Source organism: Simiduia sp. (assembly GCF_058345725.1).
On sequence record NZ_JBTUOC010000024.1, the window covers coordinates 25,586 to 43,023 of the forward strand.

General features: G+C 55.6%; 12 protein-coding genes. 1 reads left to right on the forward strand and 11 read right to left on the reverse strand.

The features are described 5' to 3' along the window. Positions 1–3: 3 nt before the first annotated feature. The 4 genes from ACW8F6_RS05560 to ACW8F6_RS05575 all read right to left on the reverse strand — a co-directional run bounded on the left by ACW8F6_RS05560 (position 4) and on the right by ACW8F6_RS05575 (position 9,086). On the reverse strand, positions 4–2,931 hold the full coding sequence (locus ACW8F6_RS05560; protein ID WP_491574861.1) for a TonB-dependent receptor: 2,928 nt from the start codon (positions 2,929–2,931) through the stop codon (positions 4–6). Between the two features lie 61 nt (positions 2,932–2,992). Beyond that, positions 2,993–7,336, reverse strand: a complete 4,344-nt coding sequence (locus tag ACW8F6_RS05565) for an alpha-1,6-glucosidase domain-containing protein (RefSeq protein WP_491574862.1) — start codon at positions 7,334–7,336, stop codon at positions 2,993–2,995. A 409-nt stretch (positions 7,337–7,745) separates the two neighbouring features. Then, positions 7,746–8,042 (reverse strand): hypothetical protein, encoded by a 297-nt coding sequence (locus ACW8F6_RS05570; protein WP_491574863.1) that lies wholly within the window; start codon positions 8,040–8,042, stop codon positions 7,746–7,748. A gap of 96 nt (positions 8,043–8,138) precedes the next feature. Beyond that, positions 8,139–9,086 carry a LysR family transcriptional regulator gene (locus ACW8F6_RS05575; protein ID WP_491574864.1) on the reverse strand — a complete coding sequence of 316 codons (948 nt, stop codon included), beginning with the start codon at positions 9,084–9,086 and terminating at the stop codon, positions 8,139–8,141. 126 nt (positions 9,087–9,212) lie between these two features. On the opposite strand from ACW8F6_RS05575, the gene ACW8F6_RS05580 reads away from it, so the two are divergent. Next, positions 9,213–10,013, forward strand: coding sequence for a class II aldolase/adducin family protein (locus ACW8F6_RS05580; protein ID WP_491574865.1), 801 nt, complete (start codon positions 9,213–9,215; stop codon positions 10,011–10,013). A 270-nt stretch (positions 10,014–10,283) separates the two neighbouring features. On the opposite strand, the gene ACW8F6_RS05585 is transcribed toward ACW8F6_RS05580, so the two are convergent. The 7 genes from ACW8F6_RS05585 to ccoG all read right to left on the reverse strand — a co-directional run bounded on the left by ACW8F6_RS05585 (position 10,284) and on the right by ccoG (position 17,416). Beyond that, positions 10,284–10,796 (reverse strand): hypothetical protein, encoded by a 513-nt coding sequence (locus ACW8F6_RS05585; RefSeq protein ID WP_491574866.1) that lies wholly within the window; start codon positions 10,794–10,796, stop codon positions 10,284–10,286. Positions 10,797–11,199: 403 nt separating this feature from the next. Next, a complete protein-coding gene (locus ACW8F6_RS05590) occupies positions 11,200–11,796 on the reverse strand; it encodes a Yip1 family protein (protein ID WP_491574867.1) in 597 nt (198 codons plus the stop codon). A 248-nt stretch (positions 11,797–12,044) separates the two neighbouring features. Continuing rightward, positions 12,045–12,800 carry a sulfite exporter TauE/SafE family protein gene (locus ACW8F6_RS05595; RefSeq protein ID WP_491574868.1) on the reverse strand — a complete coding sequence of 252 codons (756 nt, stop codon included), beginning with the start codon at positions 12,798–12,800 and terminating at the stop codon, positions 12,045–12,047. Between the two features lie 2 nt (positions 12,801–12,802). Continuing rightward, the gene (gene ccoS / locus ACW8F6_RS05600) at positions 12,803–12,985 is read right to left on the reverse strand and encodes a cbb3-type cytochrome oxidase assembly protein CcoS (RefSeq protein WP_491574869.1); all 183 of its coding nucleotides are present in this window, start codon (positions 12,983–12,985) and stop codon (positions 12,803–12,805) included. A 2-nt stretch (positions 12,986–12,987) separates the two neighbouring features. Beyond that, complete coding sequence (locus ACW8F6_RS05605; RefSeq protein WP_491574870.1) at positions 12,988–15,444, reverse strand: heavy metal translocating P-type ATPase; 2,457 nt, start codon at positions 15,442–15,444, stop codon at positions 12,988–12,990. Between the two features lie 2 nt (positions 15,445–15,446). Next, positions 15,447–15,974 carry a FixH family protein gene (locus ACW8F6_RS05610; RefSeq protein WP_491574871.1) on the reverse strand — a complete coding sequence of 176 codons (528 nt, stop codon included), beginning with the start codon at positions 15,972–15,974 and terminating at the stop codon, positions 15,447–15,449. Next, complete coding sequence (ccoG, locus tag ACW8F6_RS05615) at positions 15,974–17,416, reverse strand: cytochrome c oxidase accessory protein CcoG (RefSeq protein ID WP_491574872.1); 1,443 nt, start codon at positions 17,414–17,416, stop codon at positions 15,974–15,976. The genes ACW8F6_RS05610 and ccoG overlap by 1 nt, the downstream gene beginning before the upstream one ends. Positions 17,417–17,438 lie beyond the last annotated feature (22 nt).

Below are 17,438 nucleotides of genomic sequence, written 5' to 3' on the forward strand. Positions count from 1 at the left end.
GGTTTAAAAACTGTAGTTTAAACCCAGGTAGTATTGGCGACCAAAATAGGAAATGGTGCCGGTGGCATTTTTATCGCCGAAGTAGCCAACGTTCGGTTCATCGGTGAGGTTATTGACGGAAAACACCAGATCCATGCCAAAATCAAAACCGTAGCTGGCCTGGAAGTCCCACACCGTTGACGCCGCGCGCATTGTGGGATTGGTCACTTCGCCCACCACCTCGTCCATGCGGTCGCTTTGGTAAACACCCGACAAGCGCGTTTCAAAGTTATCGTAGGTGTAAAACAACATCACGCTACCCGAATGAGGCGACAAGCCGGGAAATTTCGTCTCCACACCTGGGGCGTCGGTAAAGACGCTGGGTGTGGTCATCTCGCTTTCCACGTAGGCGTAATTGGCATTGAAACCCAAGCCATCCCAAGGTGCGGGCAACATATCGAGATTGTAGCTCAACGCCACTTCGGCACCGCGAATGTAGCCACCCTCACCATTGTTGATGGCCAGGGTGTAATCACCGCGCACTACCGGCACTTCGCGCGGCAATTCGCCGGGTCGCTCCACCAAGTAAGTATCCGGACGAGGTACGCCGGCATCCAGATAGGCCTCGGCAAAGAAATCTTTATAGGTGATGGTTTGCACCTGATTGACCACATCTTTGTTGTACAGCGCCAGTACAAAGGCGCCGGCGCCATCCTGGAAATAGTGTTCGTAGGAAATGTCTATCTGGTTAGCTTCAAAGGGCCGCAAGTAGGGGTTTTTGCTTTGGCTGAGGTCGTAGCGCGCAATGCCCGATTGAGGTGCGGTTTCCGATACAGAGCCGCTTTTAACAAAGGCCAGATCGCCAATGGGCACCCGCGAAATGACCTTCGCCGCGCTAAAGCGCAAGTTGTCATTATCGGTCAAGGCATAATTCAGATTGAGCGACGGCAGCACTTTGCGGAAGGTTTCGCCCTCTTCTTGCACTGATAATTGCACGCCGTAATCCAGGTTACTTTCACCCAGCTCGTCGAGTACCACATCGCTCGGCTGCAACGGATCTTCCGTTAACTCCAATGGAATATAACCCACCGAACTTTGCGTGGTTTCCACTAAGCGGAAGCCCAAATTACCGGTCAACCCACGCGCGGCTACTTCGGTGTCGAAGTTAAACATCACATAGGCAGCTTTTACATCCTCTTCCACCTCGGCGCGCTCATTCATCGACCAAGCGCGGTTTTCCCCCCAGCGCGCGCGCGGCGTCACGTCGCGGGGATTGCCGTTCTTGTCGAGCACCAGGCCTTCGGCCACAGCGCGATCAAAGATGGCGTCGGAATCTATAGCCAAGTAGCGCGGGAAGTGGCTGAACTCACCGCTCCAACCAACATAGGCGGCATCGGTGGGCAATATTTCCAGACTGTAATCGGTGGCGTATTCACCGCCGCCGTTGCCATCGTACACAAACACCTGGCGCGCTTGGTTATAGCGCCGCTGCGACACCCGCACGCCGGCTTCCACACTGGCGAGCATGCCCCAATCCAGATCCAGCTTGCCATCAAAGCGCAAGGCGTCCGACTGATCGTCACTTAAGTGTGGGTAGATTTCATAGCTTGTCAGGCGCAGGCTGTTCACATCGGTGTAGCTCTGATTAAAAGCGACATTGGGAATTGTCAGGCCGTCATTGCGCCAGATCAGCTGCTGATCGGTATTGCGTTCGTAGCTGATATTGCCGCTACCATCATCGACGGCGTCGTAAAGGTGGGCGCGCGAAATGCCGTCTTTTTCGAAGGCTTCGGATTCCGAGTGGGCGTAGTCCATCGACACTGTCCAGGTATCGCCCCGCCACTCCAGATTCAAACCGGCCGATAAGACCTCTGAGGATTCCGAAGAGTCGTCGTTTATGACCTGAAAATTTAAACCGTTCGGCGAGTTGGGATTTTGATAGGCTGTGCCCCCGGTGACGATGTCACCGCTAGTGGTTGTATCAACCACCAACCCATCGCGCAGGCTATTGACGCGGAAGCCACTGGCATAGGTTTCGGTGTCGAATTTCGAGTAAAACACATCGCCCTTGGCAGTAAAGCTTTCGGAGGGCTCAAATACCAGGGTACCCATGTAGCCGTCGCGCTTATCGGTGCCACCGTTTTGCTGAAATTCAAAGCCTTCGCTTAGGCGCTTTCCATTTACGTTGTAGTAGTTGGGGCTGCCGGCATCTTCGGTGGTGTACTTGCTGTAAGACAACCCGATGGACTCGGTCGCCGCATTGGTTTGTTTTAAGCGCGCGTAACCCAGGCCAACACCCACTGTGTCGTCTAAAAATTTACCCATGTATGAAAAAGTAAAGCGATTACCCAGCGCATCGGCGTTGGCCACATCGCTCGCGCGATCGTTGTAGGAGCCGCGCACGCTAACGAAAGTTTTATGCTGCTGGTCATTTTCCAGAGGATTCGCAGTACGCATATCCACCGTACCCGCCACGCCTCCTTCAATGAGCGATGCCTTGGGCGATTTATACACTGCCACCGTCGACAATAGCTCGGAAGGGTACTGACTAAAATCGATCTCGCGGGTACCGCGGGTATCGGTGGTGACCTGCTCTCGCCCATTCATGGTCGAGAAGACAAAACCCGCACCCATACCGCGCAGCTGAATTCGGCCGGCTTGGCCGCCGCTGCGGTCAAAAGTGACACCGGTAACGCGAGCCAGCGAATCGGCAATGGACATGTCGGGCAGACCGCCCATATCGGCGGCGGAAATGGCTTCTACGATGGTGTCGGCATCGCGCTTGATGTCCAATGCATTTTGAATAGAGCGGCGAATGCCAAGCACTTCAATTTCGTCCAGTGCTTCTGCTTCTTCCGGTACCGCTTCTTGGGCCAGACTCAACGGAGACAGTGCGCCCATTGCCAGGGCCGCAATCAGCAGACTCATTGGCTTTTTGGAGAAACGTGTCATGGGAGTTTCCTCACAGTAATTATTGTATGGGCGGGCGGTGATTACACCGCCCGCGACTGACTTAAGGGAGCACCAGCACGGTCACGCGCGGCTCGGCAAAGCGGGTATCAACGGTGAAGCGCAAGGTCTTATCGGCATCAATCACCAATTGGCTATTGCTACCACCACGCTGCAACTTGGCCTGTTCAAATTCTTTTAAGGCACAGCCGCAAGTGAACTCGATACTCCAATCGCTATTGGCAAATTTGAATTCATAGCCCGCAGCAGTGAGCGGCAGATCGATTTGATGTACCCCGTCACCCAAGTGGGTCATCACATCGTCATTGCTCCAACCGTTCATGCCACCTTTGATGTACAAGTCGCCCTGATAGCCGCCGTTGGCAATAACGTCCAACGTAGGTGTTTCCAGTGCCGAGGCGTCCAGATTGAATTGGTAGTCACCACCGGCGCCGGTTGCGATATTGAGCGTTAAGTTGTCGCCACTGCCGTTGAGCAGCGTGAGCGATCCGTTGGCATTGAGTGTTTGACCCGCCGACTCGCCGCCCAGGTTGGGCGCGCTCCAGCTGCTGTCTGCCACTTTGAAGCCGTAGCTGCCCTCGGACAGGGTTAATACCAGGCGATACAGGTCGCCGCCTAGGTAAGTCATCGCATCCACATCGCCCCAACCGTTCATATCGCCTTTGAGGTACAAGGTATTGGCGTAGCTGGCCACATCCTGTTCGATGGTCAGTTCTGGCGCACCTGGGTTTGTGGCTTTAATGGTAAAGCGGTAGCGGCCTGTTTGCGCCGGCGTCACATTTAAATTGCCACCACCTGCTGTCAGTACTTTGGTGTCACCCACGGTGACTGTGCCATCGCTGTGACCAAAGTCGACGGTAGACCAATCGTTGCTGGCGTATTTGAAGTTGTAGTTCACACCAGCGGTGAGGTCTGCAAAGGCGGTGAAGGTACCGTCGCCGTTGTACAAGAAGGGCGTACTGGTATTCCAGCCGTTCATGTCGCCACGTAAATAGGTACCCACGTTAAAGGGGTTATCGATTGCGCCATTGGCGGGCACGGTCGCGTCTACACTCAGTCCCGCGCCTTGGCTCGCACCCTGGGCTTTAACGAACACCGCCGTGGTGTATGCCGGCACAGTGAAGGTACCGTAGGTAACGTCGACATCGACACCCTCGACCTCCTCGGTTACCACCGCTTCACTAAAGCTTGCCGTGCGCACGCGCGGATCGGCGGAGGCAGTCTGTACAGCGTGTAACGCAAAGCCACTGGCGGTGCGCACGGTGACGGATTTTTCTGCGTCATTGCCGTTGAACACCACCATGATGGCATCGTTCTCCGGGTCCAGATCGGTTAAGCCCTGACCGTCATCCAACCCCATGGCAATCACACCTTTCACCTGCTGGCTGCCAGTATTGTGAAAGCCAACCCGGGCTTGTACATCGGCCAATGTTTCCAGGCTAAACAGCGGCGAGCTGCTGGCGATGCGCAAAAACTCGTTGAACACCTCGCTACTCAGCTGAATATCCGCCGGGGTCGCGCGCGCATTGTCGTTGAGAAACTGCGCGCGAATCCAGTCTTCGCTACTGTCGCCGCGATCCAACGGCATGCCCACGGCCCAGTTATTGGTATTTTTGGTGAAGTCTACGAAGTTGTACCAGTCGCTGGCGTCGTAGGTGTTGCGATCCATGGATTTAGAGCGCAGTAATTCCGAGCCCATGTGCAGGAAGGGCACGCCCTGACTCAGAATAGGCATGGACAGTGTCAGGTTTTGAATGCGCGCGCGGTCGGCGGCGGGCATATCTGTGCTGACGGCGCCCTCTTTTTGAATCATATCCCACAGGGTTTCGTTGTCGTGCTTAGACACATAGTTAATGCTTTCCTGCGGATCGAGTGTATAACCGCCCACGGCCGCGCCGTTGATGCGTTCACTGGCGGAGCTGTAGAACTCGTAGTCGGCCAGGTTACCGGCCAAACCGGCGCGCAATTTATCGAGGTTATTGCCCTTTACGATATCCAAAAAGCGCATGGGGTCGCGCATAACATCGTTAAAGGTACCCACGCCCGTGCCCGCCATATTGCGCTGCGAGGCACGCGTAAAAATGGCGTCGTTATCGGAGCTGCCGGGCATATTCCAGCCTTCGCCGTAAAAGTAGCTGTCTTCGTCAAACGCCTGCACCGCTGCTCTTGCGGCCAAGATGACATTCTTTGGCACAAAGGTCATGAGGTCAAAGCGGAAGTCGTCGTAGCCGTAGTGCTTTGCCCAGTGCACCACACTGTCGACCACAAATTTGCCAAACATGCGATTTTCTCCGGCGGTATCACTCCCGGCACCGGAGGAATTTTCGATGGCGCCGGTAATGGGGTCGCGGCGGAAATAGTAGCCGGGCACCAGCTTGTCAAAGGTAGACGACGCTGCCGTCAAACCCGAGCTGGAGGTGTGGTTGTACACCACATCCATCACCACCCGTAGGCCCGCAGCGTGCAGCGCCTGATTCATGGCGCGCAGCTCTTTAATCCGAGCAACTCCATCTGCATCAGAGGCATAGGAGCCCTCGGGCACATTGTACAACTGTGGATCGTAACCCCAGTTAAAACCGTCGTACTTGCGCAGAGATTCAATCAGGTTTTTCGCAGCGTCTGTGGTGGGATCATAGCTCGCGAGAATTTCCATCAGCGTGGCGCTATCGCTTTCGACGCCACACACGGGGGCGTTGGTTTCAACAGCGCAGAGCTCGGCAACGGTATCGGTCAGTTCAACACGCGCGGCCGCCACTTCGTCAATGGTGGCCAAATCAGCGGTAGGCAATACATGGAAATGCGTCATGCCCGCCGCTTTTAGCGCTTGCAGATGCTGCATGGGTACCGAGTTAGTTTCAGTAAACGCTAGGTACTTTCCGCGATTTTCTGCGCTGGTACTTTCATCGCGAATACTAAAGTCGCGCACGTGGCCTTCGTAGATAACGGCCTGCTCGGGTGCCGCCAAAGGTGGCGCCACGACGGTACCCCAGCCATCGGGCTGGGTGGCGGGATCATTTAAATCGGCGACCAAAGAATAGTAGCCCCGCGCAGCGGCAGCCACTGAGTAGGGATCGGTGGACTCCACTGTCACCAGTGCATCGTCGTCGCGATTGTAGACAACGGCCGAGTAGCGATAATAGCGGCCATCCAGGCGCGCCTTGTCGTCGGTGTAAGACCAGATACCGGTGGCGGCATCAAAATCCATGTCCACGGTATCCAGCAATCGCTTAGGCGAGGCGTCGTTAAATACTTTGAGTTTGACGCTGTGCGCAGTGGGCGCCCATACCGACAGTGAAACTTGGCCGTCCAGATACTGAACACCCAAGGTGGCTTCGTCGGCATCGTTTTCACCGCTGGTGTAAAGCGCGTCCAGCAGGCGCGCGGTTTGCACCGCGGTGCCCACCAGATTGCCATCGCCGTCGACACCGGTGACTAAAATTTGGCCCTTGGTGGCTGTTTGTATTTGCTCAATGCTCAGACCATCCACCTGGAATGCGGGCCAGTCGGCCAGGTGCGGAACACGCTCTGCCTGTGCCTGCGTGAGTGTGGTGGGTACCAGCGCGGCAGACATTTCGCTGCCGGTAATGTTGCCTGCATCGTCCTGATCTAAGCCCCCTTGCGACGCGGCAAACAACTGGTCCGCCGAACCGCCGCCGATATTCCACACCAGGGTTTGCGCATCTATCCAGTGCGCGCTGGCATTGCGAATGGTGCGCGCGGGCGGCTCTGCCGCTTCACATACGTCGTTTATGCAGATGGGTAGACCCTGACTGACGCGTGCACTGCGCAAATCAAAATCGGCAATGACAAACGCCATGCGAGCGAACTTGCCCGTAGAGTTTAGCGATAACGTAAAATCATTCGTTTGATTGTCGGCGGCGGAGTTGTGCACAATCCAGTTGCCGCAGGAGGAACCATCCTGAATGTTTAACACCCAATAGGCGCCGTAAATGGGATCGACGCCCGCGCCATTAATACTTGGCCCCGCCGGCCAGTTGGTGGGCGCGGTGGCGCTGTCTGTCACCTGTGCAGCCCAGCCGCCGGTGCAACCGCTATTCCACAGGTGCAGCACCCAATCGCCGTAGGCCTGATCGATGTGCTGACGATTAAAATAAATAACCGCTTCATCTTCTGCCGGAAAATACAGGGGATCGGGACCGGCAAACGGTACGGCGGCGCAGGTATTGGTGGACGGGTCTAGTACTTCGCCGCCGTCGCACACGGGCGGGGCATCCACACACATGGTGCCGCTGGCATTGGGAACTTGATTGCCGGTGCAGGTGAGCAGATCACTTTGATCGCCGCCCACTTCTGTTTTACAGCCGGCCAGTGCAAATAAGGTGACGGCAATAGCCGACAACCCCAGCATTCTGGGTGTTCTGGTCATGGTTTTCTCCAGTGTTACATTATTTTTATTTGAGGTGCTGAACCACGTGTCTTGCATGAAAGTCAGCAACAGGAAGCCGGCGATGACACACCGCACCTCACATGGTACCGATAGTAGAATTGCGCACGAGCGTGCCGCAATGGCTTGCATACGTATGTATTGCAATGCATACGTATGCAGGCAAAGAAAGCCATCAGAAGCAAACTGAAGACTTCAAGACGCACAGTTCACAATAGGGAAAACCGCTAAAATTCCGACCTAATCGTCAATATTTTAGAGCGAGCTTTTGGCGCACCGCCGCAGCTATGTTTCTGCAGTCTGGTTAGCGGCTAGTAAAAATGAAATTAAAAAAATTGGCGATACGCGACAGCCGCTACAGCGCCCTGTGACGCCAGCCATTGACCTCCAGTTATACGCTCATAATCAACGTTAGGCTTACCCAGCCCAGTGCGTGACTCACTAGGGCAGATACGCCATTCGCCCACAACCGCACGGTTGGCGAGGCGCTCAATGCATAACTCAACCCCAGCAGTGGATAAATCACTACTAAGTTGACTGGCAATACGATCAATGACCAAGCGCCCAACACCAACATGACGTAGGCTTGCAGTCCTTCATCACCCAGTACGGAAAGCGTCGTCAACGCAGAGCCCCCAAGCCCATAAAACAGCGGCATCCAGGGATTAAAAAAATGTGACAGTTGCATGGCATTGACCCAGATAGTGGTGACGGACAGCGTAGCAAGCCAAGCCCATTGCTACGCAGCGGTAGTTCATATTTCGCGCCCTTCAATGGCGCCTACTCACGCTCTAAGGAGGTGTGTCTGGGCATCGGGCTCCAGCGCTATGTAGGGCACAGTGGCCAGGGCATCGAGCAGTTGCCGGCGCAGCCACAAATGGGCCGGGTCCTGATCGGCCCGCGCGTGCCAAAAGGCGTGCAACTCTAGAGTGGGGACTTGAAAAGGTACTTCGCGCAGCGCTAAGGGCATCTGTTCATTCAATATGCGGGCAATGCCCTGCGGCATAATACTGAGCAAATCCGTTTGCGCCAGCATGTGCGCGGCGCACAAGTAGGACTGGCAGCGCGCACCAACGGTGCGACGCACGCCGTGACGGGCCAGCTCGTGATCTACCCACTCGGGCCCCTGCTGTAACGGCGTCACTAAAATTTGCTGGTGCGCCAAATAGCCTTCAAGGGTCAGCGGCTGTTGCAGGGCAGGGTGCGCCGGCCGTCCCACCACACACAATCGTTCAAACAACAGCCGCGCATGGGCAATGGTATCGGGTACTGGCTGCAACAGGTCTACCACTATATCCAGCTCGCCAGCGGTCAGTGCGGCCACTAGGTGGTGCGGGTGGCACTGTAAACTGGCTACGGCCACCGCGGGTGCCAGTCGACTGACCTGCGACAATAAAGCCGGCATCACCGCCGTGTTCATGCCATCGCGCAGCCCCAGGCGAAACTCCCGCTGAAGCCGGCCGGCATCGAAAACCTGACCCGCATTGACCGTCTCGCGCAGGCTGGCCAACGCCGCTTTCACCGGGCGAATAATGCGCTCGGTGAGCGGGCTTGGGCGCATCGTCTGCCCCTGGCGGATAAACAGCGGGTCGTCGTAGATAGCGCGCAATCGCCCCAGTGCATGGCTTACCGCCGGCTGACTAAGGCAAAGGTGATCTGCGGCCCGCGTGATAGATCCCTCGTCGTAGATCGCCTCCAGTACCGCCATCAGGTTTAAGTCCAACTTACTCACAGGCCGCCCCAACAATGCACAAAATTAATAGTTATACCAAACAACCATGCATTGGACTAATTATTTAACGCTTCGTAGCATCCCGTGTTGTTAGCAACTCACCTTCCACCACAAGAGACTGCCACCGTGAATAATTTCCGCGATGAACTTGCCCGCACCACCATTGGCGCCGCCAAAGTCGAACTGCCGCCCAGCCAATTCGAGTCGATTGAGGCCGAGCGCACCTACCTTAAACAGCGACTCGCCGGGGCCTTTCGGGTGTTTGGCTACCTGGGTTATGACGAGGGCGTTGCTGGCCACATCAGTGTGCGCGACCCGGCCCGCGCCGACCACTTTTGGGTGAACCCGGTGGCCGTGCACTTTTCGCTGATCAAAGCTTCAGACTTGGTACTGGTTAATCACGCGGGCGAGATCGTAGAAGGCGACCAGCTGGTCAATAGCGCCGCTTTTGCCATCCACTCTCGTCTGCACGCGGCGCGCTCCGACATCAATGCCGTGGCGCACGCCCACTCGCCCTACGGCCGAGCCTTCAGTGCCATGGGTAAATTACTGGAGCCCATTTCACAAGACGCCTGCATGTTCTATGAAAACCACGCGCTCTTTGAAGAATTTAATGGCGTAGTGGATGCAACCGACGAAGGCGATGCCATTGCGCGCGCACTCGGTACAATGCCCGCTGCCATTTTGAAAAATCACGGTTTGCTCACTACTGGCAGTTCAGTGGACATCGCCTGTGGCTTATTTATGGCCATGGAAAGCGCCTGTCGCTCACAGTTGCTGGCCGATGCCGCCGGCACGCCCGCGCACATTAGCCACGACATCGCCATTAAAACCCGCGATTACAACGCCACAGATTTGGTCAAATGGGCAAACTTCCAGCCCACCTATCAGCTCGTGTTGCGCCAGGACGACAGTTTTCTCTGCTAACACTCGCCGACAAACACCACATTACGCAGCTGCAATCGTTAACCCAAAGTGTTAGCGATTGTAGCCGATACGATTCTTCGTTTGTGCTGGCAGCGCCAAGAGTGTTTTTGCCAATGGCAATACAACACCGCATTACCAACTAATCGCCCAGACCATAGCGGTGAAAGCGGTATTCGGTCTATTCCAATTCGGGTTCGACAGGCAAGTAATTGTGGTTAGACAATACCACTTGCCGAACTTCGGCGAAGGGTTTCTCCAATATGATGTAACCTATTGATTGCACTCATTGACTTTTTTTTCGAAATGCTCGATAAATTCCTGTACCGAGCCTGATTTAACGGCATACTTCGGCAAATAAATTAGCCCCATCCTAAAACTCAGCCAGGTTTCCGATCCCGTCGACTTGCAGCCTATGTACTCAGAGTAGAGATAAGTTTTCTCGAATGACTCTGTTTTTTCAAGCACCCCGTCATCGGTAAGGACATAGGAAAACGCGGTGGTGCCTCCCGATAGCACATGGTGCGCTTGCTGAAAGCTCCCCAGCGTCGTTACGAATCGGTAGGAAAAGAAAAACCAAATAACGAACACTGTACACGGTGAGGCGATTAAACTACGTGTAACTTTTTCAGCAATCGGCGCATCAACAGTAAAAATTGAATAATTTATTGCTAACACCAAGATGCCCGCAAGCAATAGCAACGCCCTTCTGACATTAGACGAGTAATAGGTTGTCAGCATGCCTCGTCTATTTTCGCCTTCTGAGTCCAGCACTATGGTAATCATGCGTCTACCTATAAATACTATCTAATAGCTGAATTTTGGCGGAGTAACCGCGGCCAACGCGTACCTTTTCTAGCAGTTATAATACAGACTAAGGGTTCTAGAAAAACGCCACCTGTATTTCTACGCCATTGTAATAGACGCGTTTTATCACATTTATCAGATTATTCGCTAGAGAGGTATCAAAGGTTCACTGCTGAGTCATGGTAAATGTACATTGCTTCACACGAGGTCAATGTCACTAAATTTTAACCGGCTGCACTAGGCAGAGCGCATCTGCATTGTTAATGCTTTACGTCTTGCGCCGTGATTGACGCTGCTTTCACGCAGCCTAGTCGGTGTACCTTGGCTATTTTGATCGACCAAAAAGGCGCCTGCGGCGCCTTGTGACTGTTGAGATTAGCGCTTATACAAACTCTGGCGGTGAGACCAAATGCCAGTACAGCAAGATGCCCGCAGCCATACTAACCGCCACAATCAAAGACATGCCCACCACTGAAGCTGCAAACCATTCGCCGCGCTGCTTCGGTAAATCAAACATGATAGGCAGGCCGGTGTGAAGTAAATAAACTGCGTGGCCGATAGCTGCCGCCAAGAGCAACAGATTAAGCCATAAATTTGGGTAGAGGCCGGCAATACCCACAACGAAAATTGGAGTTGCAATGAAACTTGCAACCACAAATCCTTTCAAGGGGTCGACTTTAACGCCGTAGGTTTTCGACAGCCCGTGAATAAAGTAGCCAATGGCGGCAATGGCCACGAGCAAAGAAAAATACACAGCGCCCATGAGCGACAGTGCGCTGTGCTCGGCCATGTAGGTGACCTCACCCACCCGGCCCTGCCAACCTTGTTCTGTGGCGCCCAGGTACCAGGCGATGGCTGGTAGCAAGGCCAGCACGATGCCGTAAGGGGCGTTTCGTTTAAAGGCTGTGTCAGACAGGTCGTGCAAGCTTTGCCACTGCTTGCGCGGTCGGATCATTAAGCCAATGGCGTGGTGAAACATGACAGTATCCTTGCGGTATCCATTGTTATTGTTATGCGGCAACTGGGCGGCCTTGAAAACTGCGCAGGCGCGCCAGCGCCTGCGGAAACCAGCAGAGATTCTTATAGCCGACCCTGGAGGTCAAGCAGGCAGCATAAATTCGGCCGTATGCTTCGTGTTTTGTTTCTTTTCAGGGTATCACAGGCGTGCAAAATGTTTCCGTGCGACACACACGGCCGTACAAGCGACGCCGCATAATCCACTAACGGTTAATGATGGTGGTGATGATGAGGCGACTCATCCGCTGGCTGCACTGTATCGCCGGCGTGCTCGTGGTGGCCGCCATGATCTGCACTGTGAGCACCACCGTGACCTGCGTGCTGCAGACTAAACCACAAGGTCCAAACGCCAAACAGCACCAACAGCATACCCATAAACTGCCGCAATGCGCGGCGCGCCAGCCACTGTTTCATCTGCGTGGCCAGCGCCCCGGATACCAGCAAGGCGGGCAAAGTGCCCAAGCCAAAGGCGGCCATTACCGCAGCACCTACGGGAACGCTGCCCTGGCTGGCGGCAAAAGCCAGAGCCGTATACACCAAGCCACAGGGTAAAAAACCCCACAGCATGCCCAATGGCAACGCCTGCCAATGGCTATTAAGCGGCAACAATTTTTTGCCCAATGGCGCAATGTAGCGCCACAGCGAGGCACCCCCGCGCTCCAACCACACCAGGGCGCGCCACCAGTCGGCCAAATACAGGCCCATTAACATGAGTAACACGCCGGCAAGTACACGCAGCCAGGGCCCGGCGATTTTTTCAAAGGCAAAACCCAAGCCGCCAGCCACAGCACCCAAGACGCTGTAACTGGTGATGCGCCCAAGGTTGTACAGTGCCAAGCGCAACCAGCGCCGATCGCCAGCGGCCAGGGACAAAGCGCCCACTATGCCACCGCACATACCCAGACAGTGGCCCGCGCCCAATAGGCCGGCCGCAAAGACTGAAAACAGGGCAATCGAAAATTCCAACACTAATCCTTAGGCGATTCGCTGGGTGGCGTCTGTTTTTGGGCGGGCTCGTCATCGAAAAGTATGCGGCGCCCCTCGGTATTTAAATCGTCGTACTGGCCATTTTTCACCGCCCAGAAAAGCAGCTTAATGGCCAAACCAATTAAAATCAGCGCCACCGGCACCAATAAAAACAGAATTTCCATGATCAGCTAACCTCTGAAAAGCGCGCCGTTGGCGCGGGTGTTGCCGTTGTCAATTCAGGCATTTGCAGGCGGGACGCATTAAGCACCACCAGCAGCGAACTGAGGCTCATGCCCGCAGCGGCCAGGTAAGGCGGCACCCAGCCAAGCGCGGCAAAGGGCAGCGCGATCAGATTGTACGCCAGCGCCCAGGTTAAGTTCTGGCGAATCACGCGCTGGCAACCTTGCGCCACATCTAGGGCCGTCGACAGTGTGCGCAAGCGGCCGTTGGTCAACAAACTGTCTGCCCGCGCCTGCGCCAACTCGGTGGCGCCAGCCATGGCCACCGACACATCGGCAGCGGCCAACACGGGCACGTCGTTAATGCCGTCGCCCACCATCAGCAGAATGCGACCCTGTGCCTGTAGCGCTTGCACCCGAGCCAACTTGTCTTGGGGCAACAAAGCACCCACCGCGTGCTCGCTATCGATGCCCAATGCCTGCGCTACGCGCTGTACTTCGCCAGGTTGATCACCGGACAAGACCCATACCTGCTTGCCCTCTGCCTGCAACTGCGAGATGCAATGCTGTGCATCCTGGCGCAGTGAGTCGGCGATGGCAAACCAGGCCAGGGGCTGTTGCTCGTCGCCCAACAACAGCCAACGCTGTTGTGCATCGGGCGGTGTTGGCGCGTACCAATCGGCAAAAAAAGCGCTCCGCCCCAGGCGCAGCTGTCGCCCCTGCCAACGCCCGGAGACACCCAGACTCGGGTGCTGGGTTTGCTGACTCACTGCGGGCAGTTCGGCCGCTGGTTGCGACCACTGCGGCGGTAACTTTTCAAAAGCGCGCGCCAGCGGATGCTGGCTGCCCTGCTCCAGCGCCGCAGCCAGCGCGACGCATTCTGCCGCCTCCATGTTGGCAACCAGTGGCTGCACATCGGTTAAACGGCTGTGGCCCTGTGTGAGGGTGCCGGTTTTATCAAACACTACGGTATCGACCTTGGCCAGCGTTTCCACACAGTGGCCACGGGTCACCAACATGCCCGCTTCGCGCAACAATACGTGGGCACGGGTGAGCGCCACCGGCGTTGCCAACGACAGCGCACAGGGGCAGGTCACCACCAACACAGAAAGCACCACCCAAAATGCCTGGCTGGGCTCGTACCACCACCAAAAACCGCCCACGGCTGCAGCCACCAACAATAAACGGGCCACAAAATAGCGAGCCAATCGATCGGCGGCGCTCACCTGCTGGGGCTTTTCGCTGTCGGCGCGCGCCACCAAGTGCTCTATGGCCGACAATTGGGTATCGGTGCCCACCGCCTCGGCCAACAGCCACAACTGGCTGTCGAAATTCACACTGCCGGCAATCACCCGGTCGCCCTTCTGCTTCGGCAGGGGCTGAGATTCACCGGTTAACAAGGCTTCATCAACCCGCGACTGCCCCTCAATGATGCATCCATCGCAGGGAAAAGTTTCGCCCGCTAGCACCTTTACCCGATCGCCGGCTTGCAGCTGTTTGATTGCAACAATCTCTTCTTGCCCATTGGCCGCGCACCGGCGTGCCGTTAAGGGCAAACGCATTGCAACCTGCGATAGGCTGTTGGCATTTTTGTGGCGCAAGCGCAGTTCGATGTAGCGCCCCAGCAACAGGAAAAATGTAAACATGGAGACGGATTCAAAATACACTTCGCCGCTATTGCTAATAGTTGCCCAGGCGCTCGCCAGATAGGCGCCGCCAATGGCGATGGCCACGGGCACATCCATCACCAGCTGTTTCATTTTTAAGCTGCGATAAGCGGCCACAAAAAATGGTTGCGCCGAAAACAGCACAACCGGTGTTGCCACCACCAAACTGACCCAGCGAAAAAAACTTTGCCAAACGCCGTCAAAATCCTGCAGCGCACCGGCGTAGAGTGCAATGGCAACCATCATCACCTGCATCATGCCGAAACCGGCCACCCCTAAGCGCATCAACAATTGATTGCGCGCCTGCTGCCAAAGATTGCGCTGATTATCGTCGCTGGCGGGCAGCGGCGCATAGCCAATGTGCGCCAGCGCCGACATCAGCGCCGACACCGCGAGTATGCGGCTGTCGAACACAATGGTTGCCCGGTGCTGAGTGGCATTCACCGACACTTTTTGCACGCCGGCAACTGTGCTCAGGTGTTGTTCGATCAGCCACACACAGGCGGCACAGCTAATACCATCCAGTACCAAGTGGGCGGTGCGCGCCTGCGGCTCTCCGGTAATGAAATCCGCCTGCAGTTCGGGTAAATCGAATGCAGCGTAGTTGCCAGTATCGGCATCGGGTTTTGGATTGGGCGACTCGCGAAAACGGTAAAAGTTTTCCAGACCGCCGTCCACAATGGCCTGCGCCACAGCGGCGCAACCAGGGCAGCACATGGGCTGCGGCTGGCCCTGTATTTCTACCGTGAGCCCGCTGCCGGCAAGCGGTAATTGGCAGTGATAGCAGTGGCGCACAATCAACGCGAGGGTTGCGGTGCCAGCAAGACCTGCTGCGCATCGGTAAAATTCAGCTGTCCCTTTAAGCGCCAGTCTGCTTCCGCCCGCGCCGACGCGTTGGCGCCAGGAAACAATTGTAAATAGCGCGCGTGCTGAATACTGCGCTCCAGATCGGCGCGGTAATGACTGTGGCCAGTGGCTGAAAATATCAGCACCTGATCGTGATCGGCTTCCGTGGGATGTTGCACCAGCAGTACCAAGGTGGGCGGTTGGTCGGCGCCGCTCAATGTCAGAAACGCTTCGCCGGTTTCCAGATCGAACCGCACATCCGCCTGCATGGCCAGCGCGCGGGCACGGCTATCCTGCTCCAGCCGCTCGTTATACATGCGGCCTTCGCGGTAGTAGTTATCCACCACCACATCGTCTGCCATCTTGACGGCGATACTGATAAATACCGTCATCACCAAGACAATGACAATCAGCGGCGTTAACAAAAACCAGGCCCAACCCTGGCGGTACCAGGGCTGCGGTTGCACTTGATCGTTCATCACTGTTCCTGCGTACTTGGGCCCTTGGGTGGACCAATAAATGTTGCGTTAACGGTAGCTTGCAGCTCTGGGTTGCTATCGCTTTGAATATGAAATTGAAAGTTTGCCCGACTCGTTGTCATCGCCGACTGCGGTACAGAAACCCGTACCGGCAAGCTAACCCGCTCGCCTTTTTCGATCAGCGTTGGCCGGTAGCCCCCCAACGTAAAGGGCAGATCGCCGCGCACGTCGATGGTATACACCTGCTCCGCGGCATCCAGGTTTTGAATTTTAATGGTGTAGACATTTTGAATTTCTTCGCCGTGCACGCGGTACATGTTGGCACCGCGATCGCGCAGCACATCCACCTTCACCGGTACGCGATTACTGACGGTATAGGCAAAGACGCCAATCATTACCAACACCGCTGCGGCATAGCCCAACAAGCGCGGACGAAACACATGGGTTGTACCGGTTTTAATGGCGTCTTCGGTGGTAAAGCGAATCAAACCACGGTCGTAGCCCATTTTGTCCATGACGCTGTTGCAAGCATCCACACACAAGCCGCAATCAATACACTCTAATTGGACGCCGTCGCGAATGTCGATATCCACCGGGCACACCTGCACACACCAGGAACAATCGGTGCAATCGCCCAAACCCTTTGCCTTGTAGTCTTCACCGGGCTTGCGGGGCCCGCGATTTTCACCGCGCTTGTAATCGTAAAAAACCGTGAGCGTGTCTTCGTCGTACATCACGGACTGAAAGCGCGCGTAGGGGCACATATACTTACACACTTGCTCGCGCATATAGCCCGCATTCAGGTAGGTGGCAGCGGCAAAAAATAACACCCAAAAGGCGGCGATGGGTTCCGCGCTAAAGGTGGCCAACCCCGTAATCAGCTCGCGCACCGGTGTAAAATAGCCGATGAACGTAATGCCCGTAATTAAGGCAATAGTCACCCACATGGTGTGCTTGCCAAACTTGCGGGCAAACTTTTCTGGACTCATGGGCGCCTGATCTAATTTCATGCGCTTATTGCGGTCGCCTTCAAAAAAGTGCTCTGCCCAGATATACATCATGGTCCACACCGTTTGCGGGCAGGTAAAACCGCACCACACACGGCCCACCAACACGGTCACGGTAAACAATGTAAAGGCGGCAATTATTAGCAACCACGACAGCAGCATGGCGTCTTGCGGGCCAAAGGTGAGCCACAAAATGTGAAATTGCCGGGTGGATAAATCAAATAGCATGGCCGGCCGATCGTCGATCACAAACCAGGGCATCAGCAGAAATCCCGCCATGAGTGGCAGGCCTGTGTAGCGGCGCAGCTTCTGGAAAAAGCCGGTGATCTTTCGGGTGTAGACGCGACCCGAGGATTCGTAAACGTCGACGTAGCGGATCTTTTCTTCTTGTTGTTCTGCGGCTTCCGGTCGATCTTTTAACTCTTGATCAGACATGCGAACAAACTCGTAAACACCA

What these genes read in the sequence shown, in the direction of transcription:
- ACW8F6_RS05560 (WP_491574861.1), bottom strand. Translation starts at nt 2,931, where the DNA reads ATGACACGTTTCTCCAAAAAGCCAATGAGTCTGCTGATTGCGGCCCTG.
- ACW8F6_RS05565 (WP_491574862.1), bottom strand. Translation starts at nt 7,336, where the DNA reads ATGACCAGAACACCCAGAATGCTGGGGTTGTCGGCTATTGCCGTCACC.
- ACW8F6_RS05570 (WP_491574863.1), bottom strand. Translation starts at nt 8,042, where the DNA reads ATGCAACTGTCACATTTTTTTAATCCCTGGATGCCGCTGTTTTATGGG.
- ACW8F6_RS05585 (WP_491574866.1), bottom strand. Translation starts at nt 10,796, where the DNA reads ATGATTACCATAGTGCTGGACTCAGAAGGCGAAAATAGACGAGGCATG.
- ACW8F6_RS05590 (WP_491574867.1), bottom strand. Translation starts at nt 11,796, where the DNA reads ATGTTTCACCACGCCATTGGCTTAATGATCCGACCGCGCAAGCAGTGG.
- ccoS (WP_491574869.1), bottom strand. Translation starts at nt 12,985, where the DNA reads ATGGAAATTCTGTTTTTATTGGTGCCGGTGGCGCTGATTTTAATTGGT.
- ACW8F6_RS05610 (WP_491574871.1), bottom strand. Translation starts at nt 15,974, where the DNA reads ATGAACGATCAAGTGCAACCGCAGCCCTGGTACCGCCAGGGTTGGGCC.
- ccoG (WP_491574872.1), bottom strand. Translation starts at nt 17,416, where the DNA reads ATGTCTGATCAAGAGTTAAAAGATCGACCGGAAGCCGCAGAACAACAA.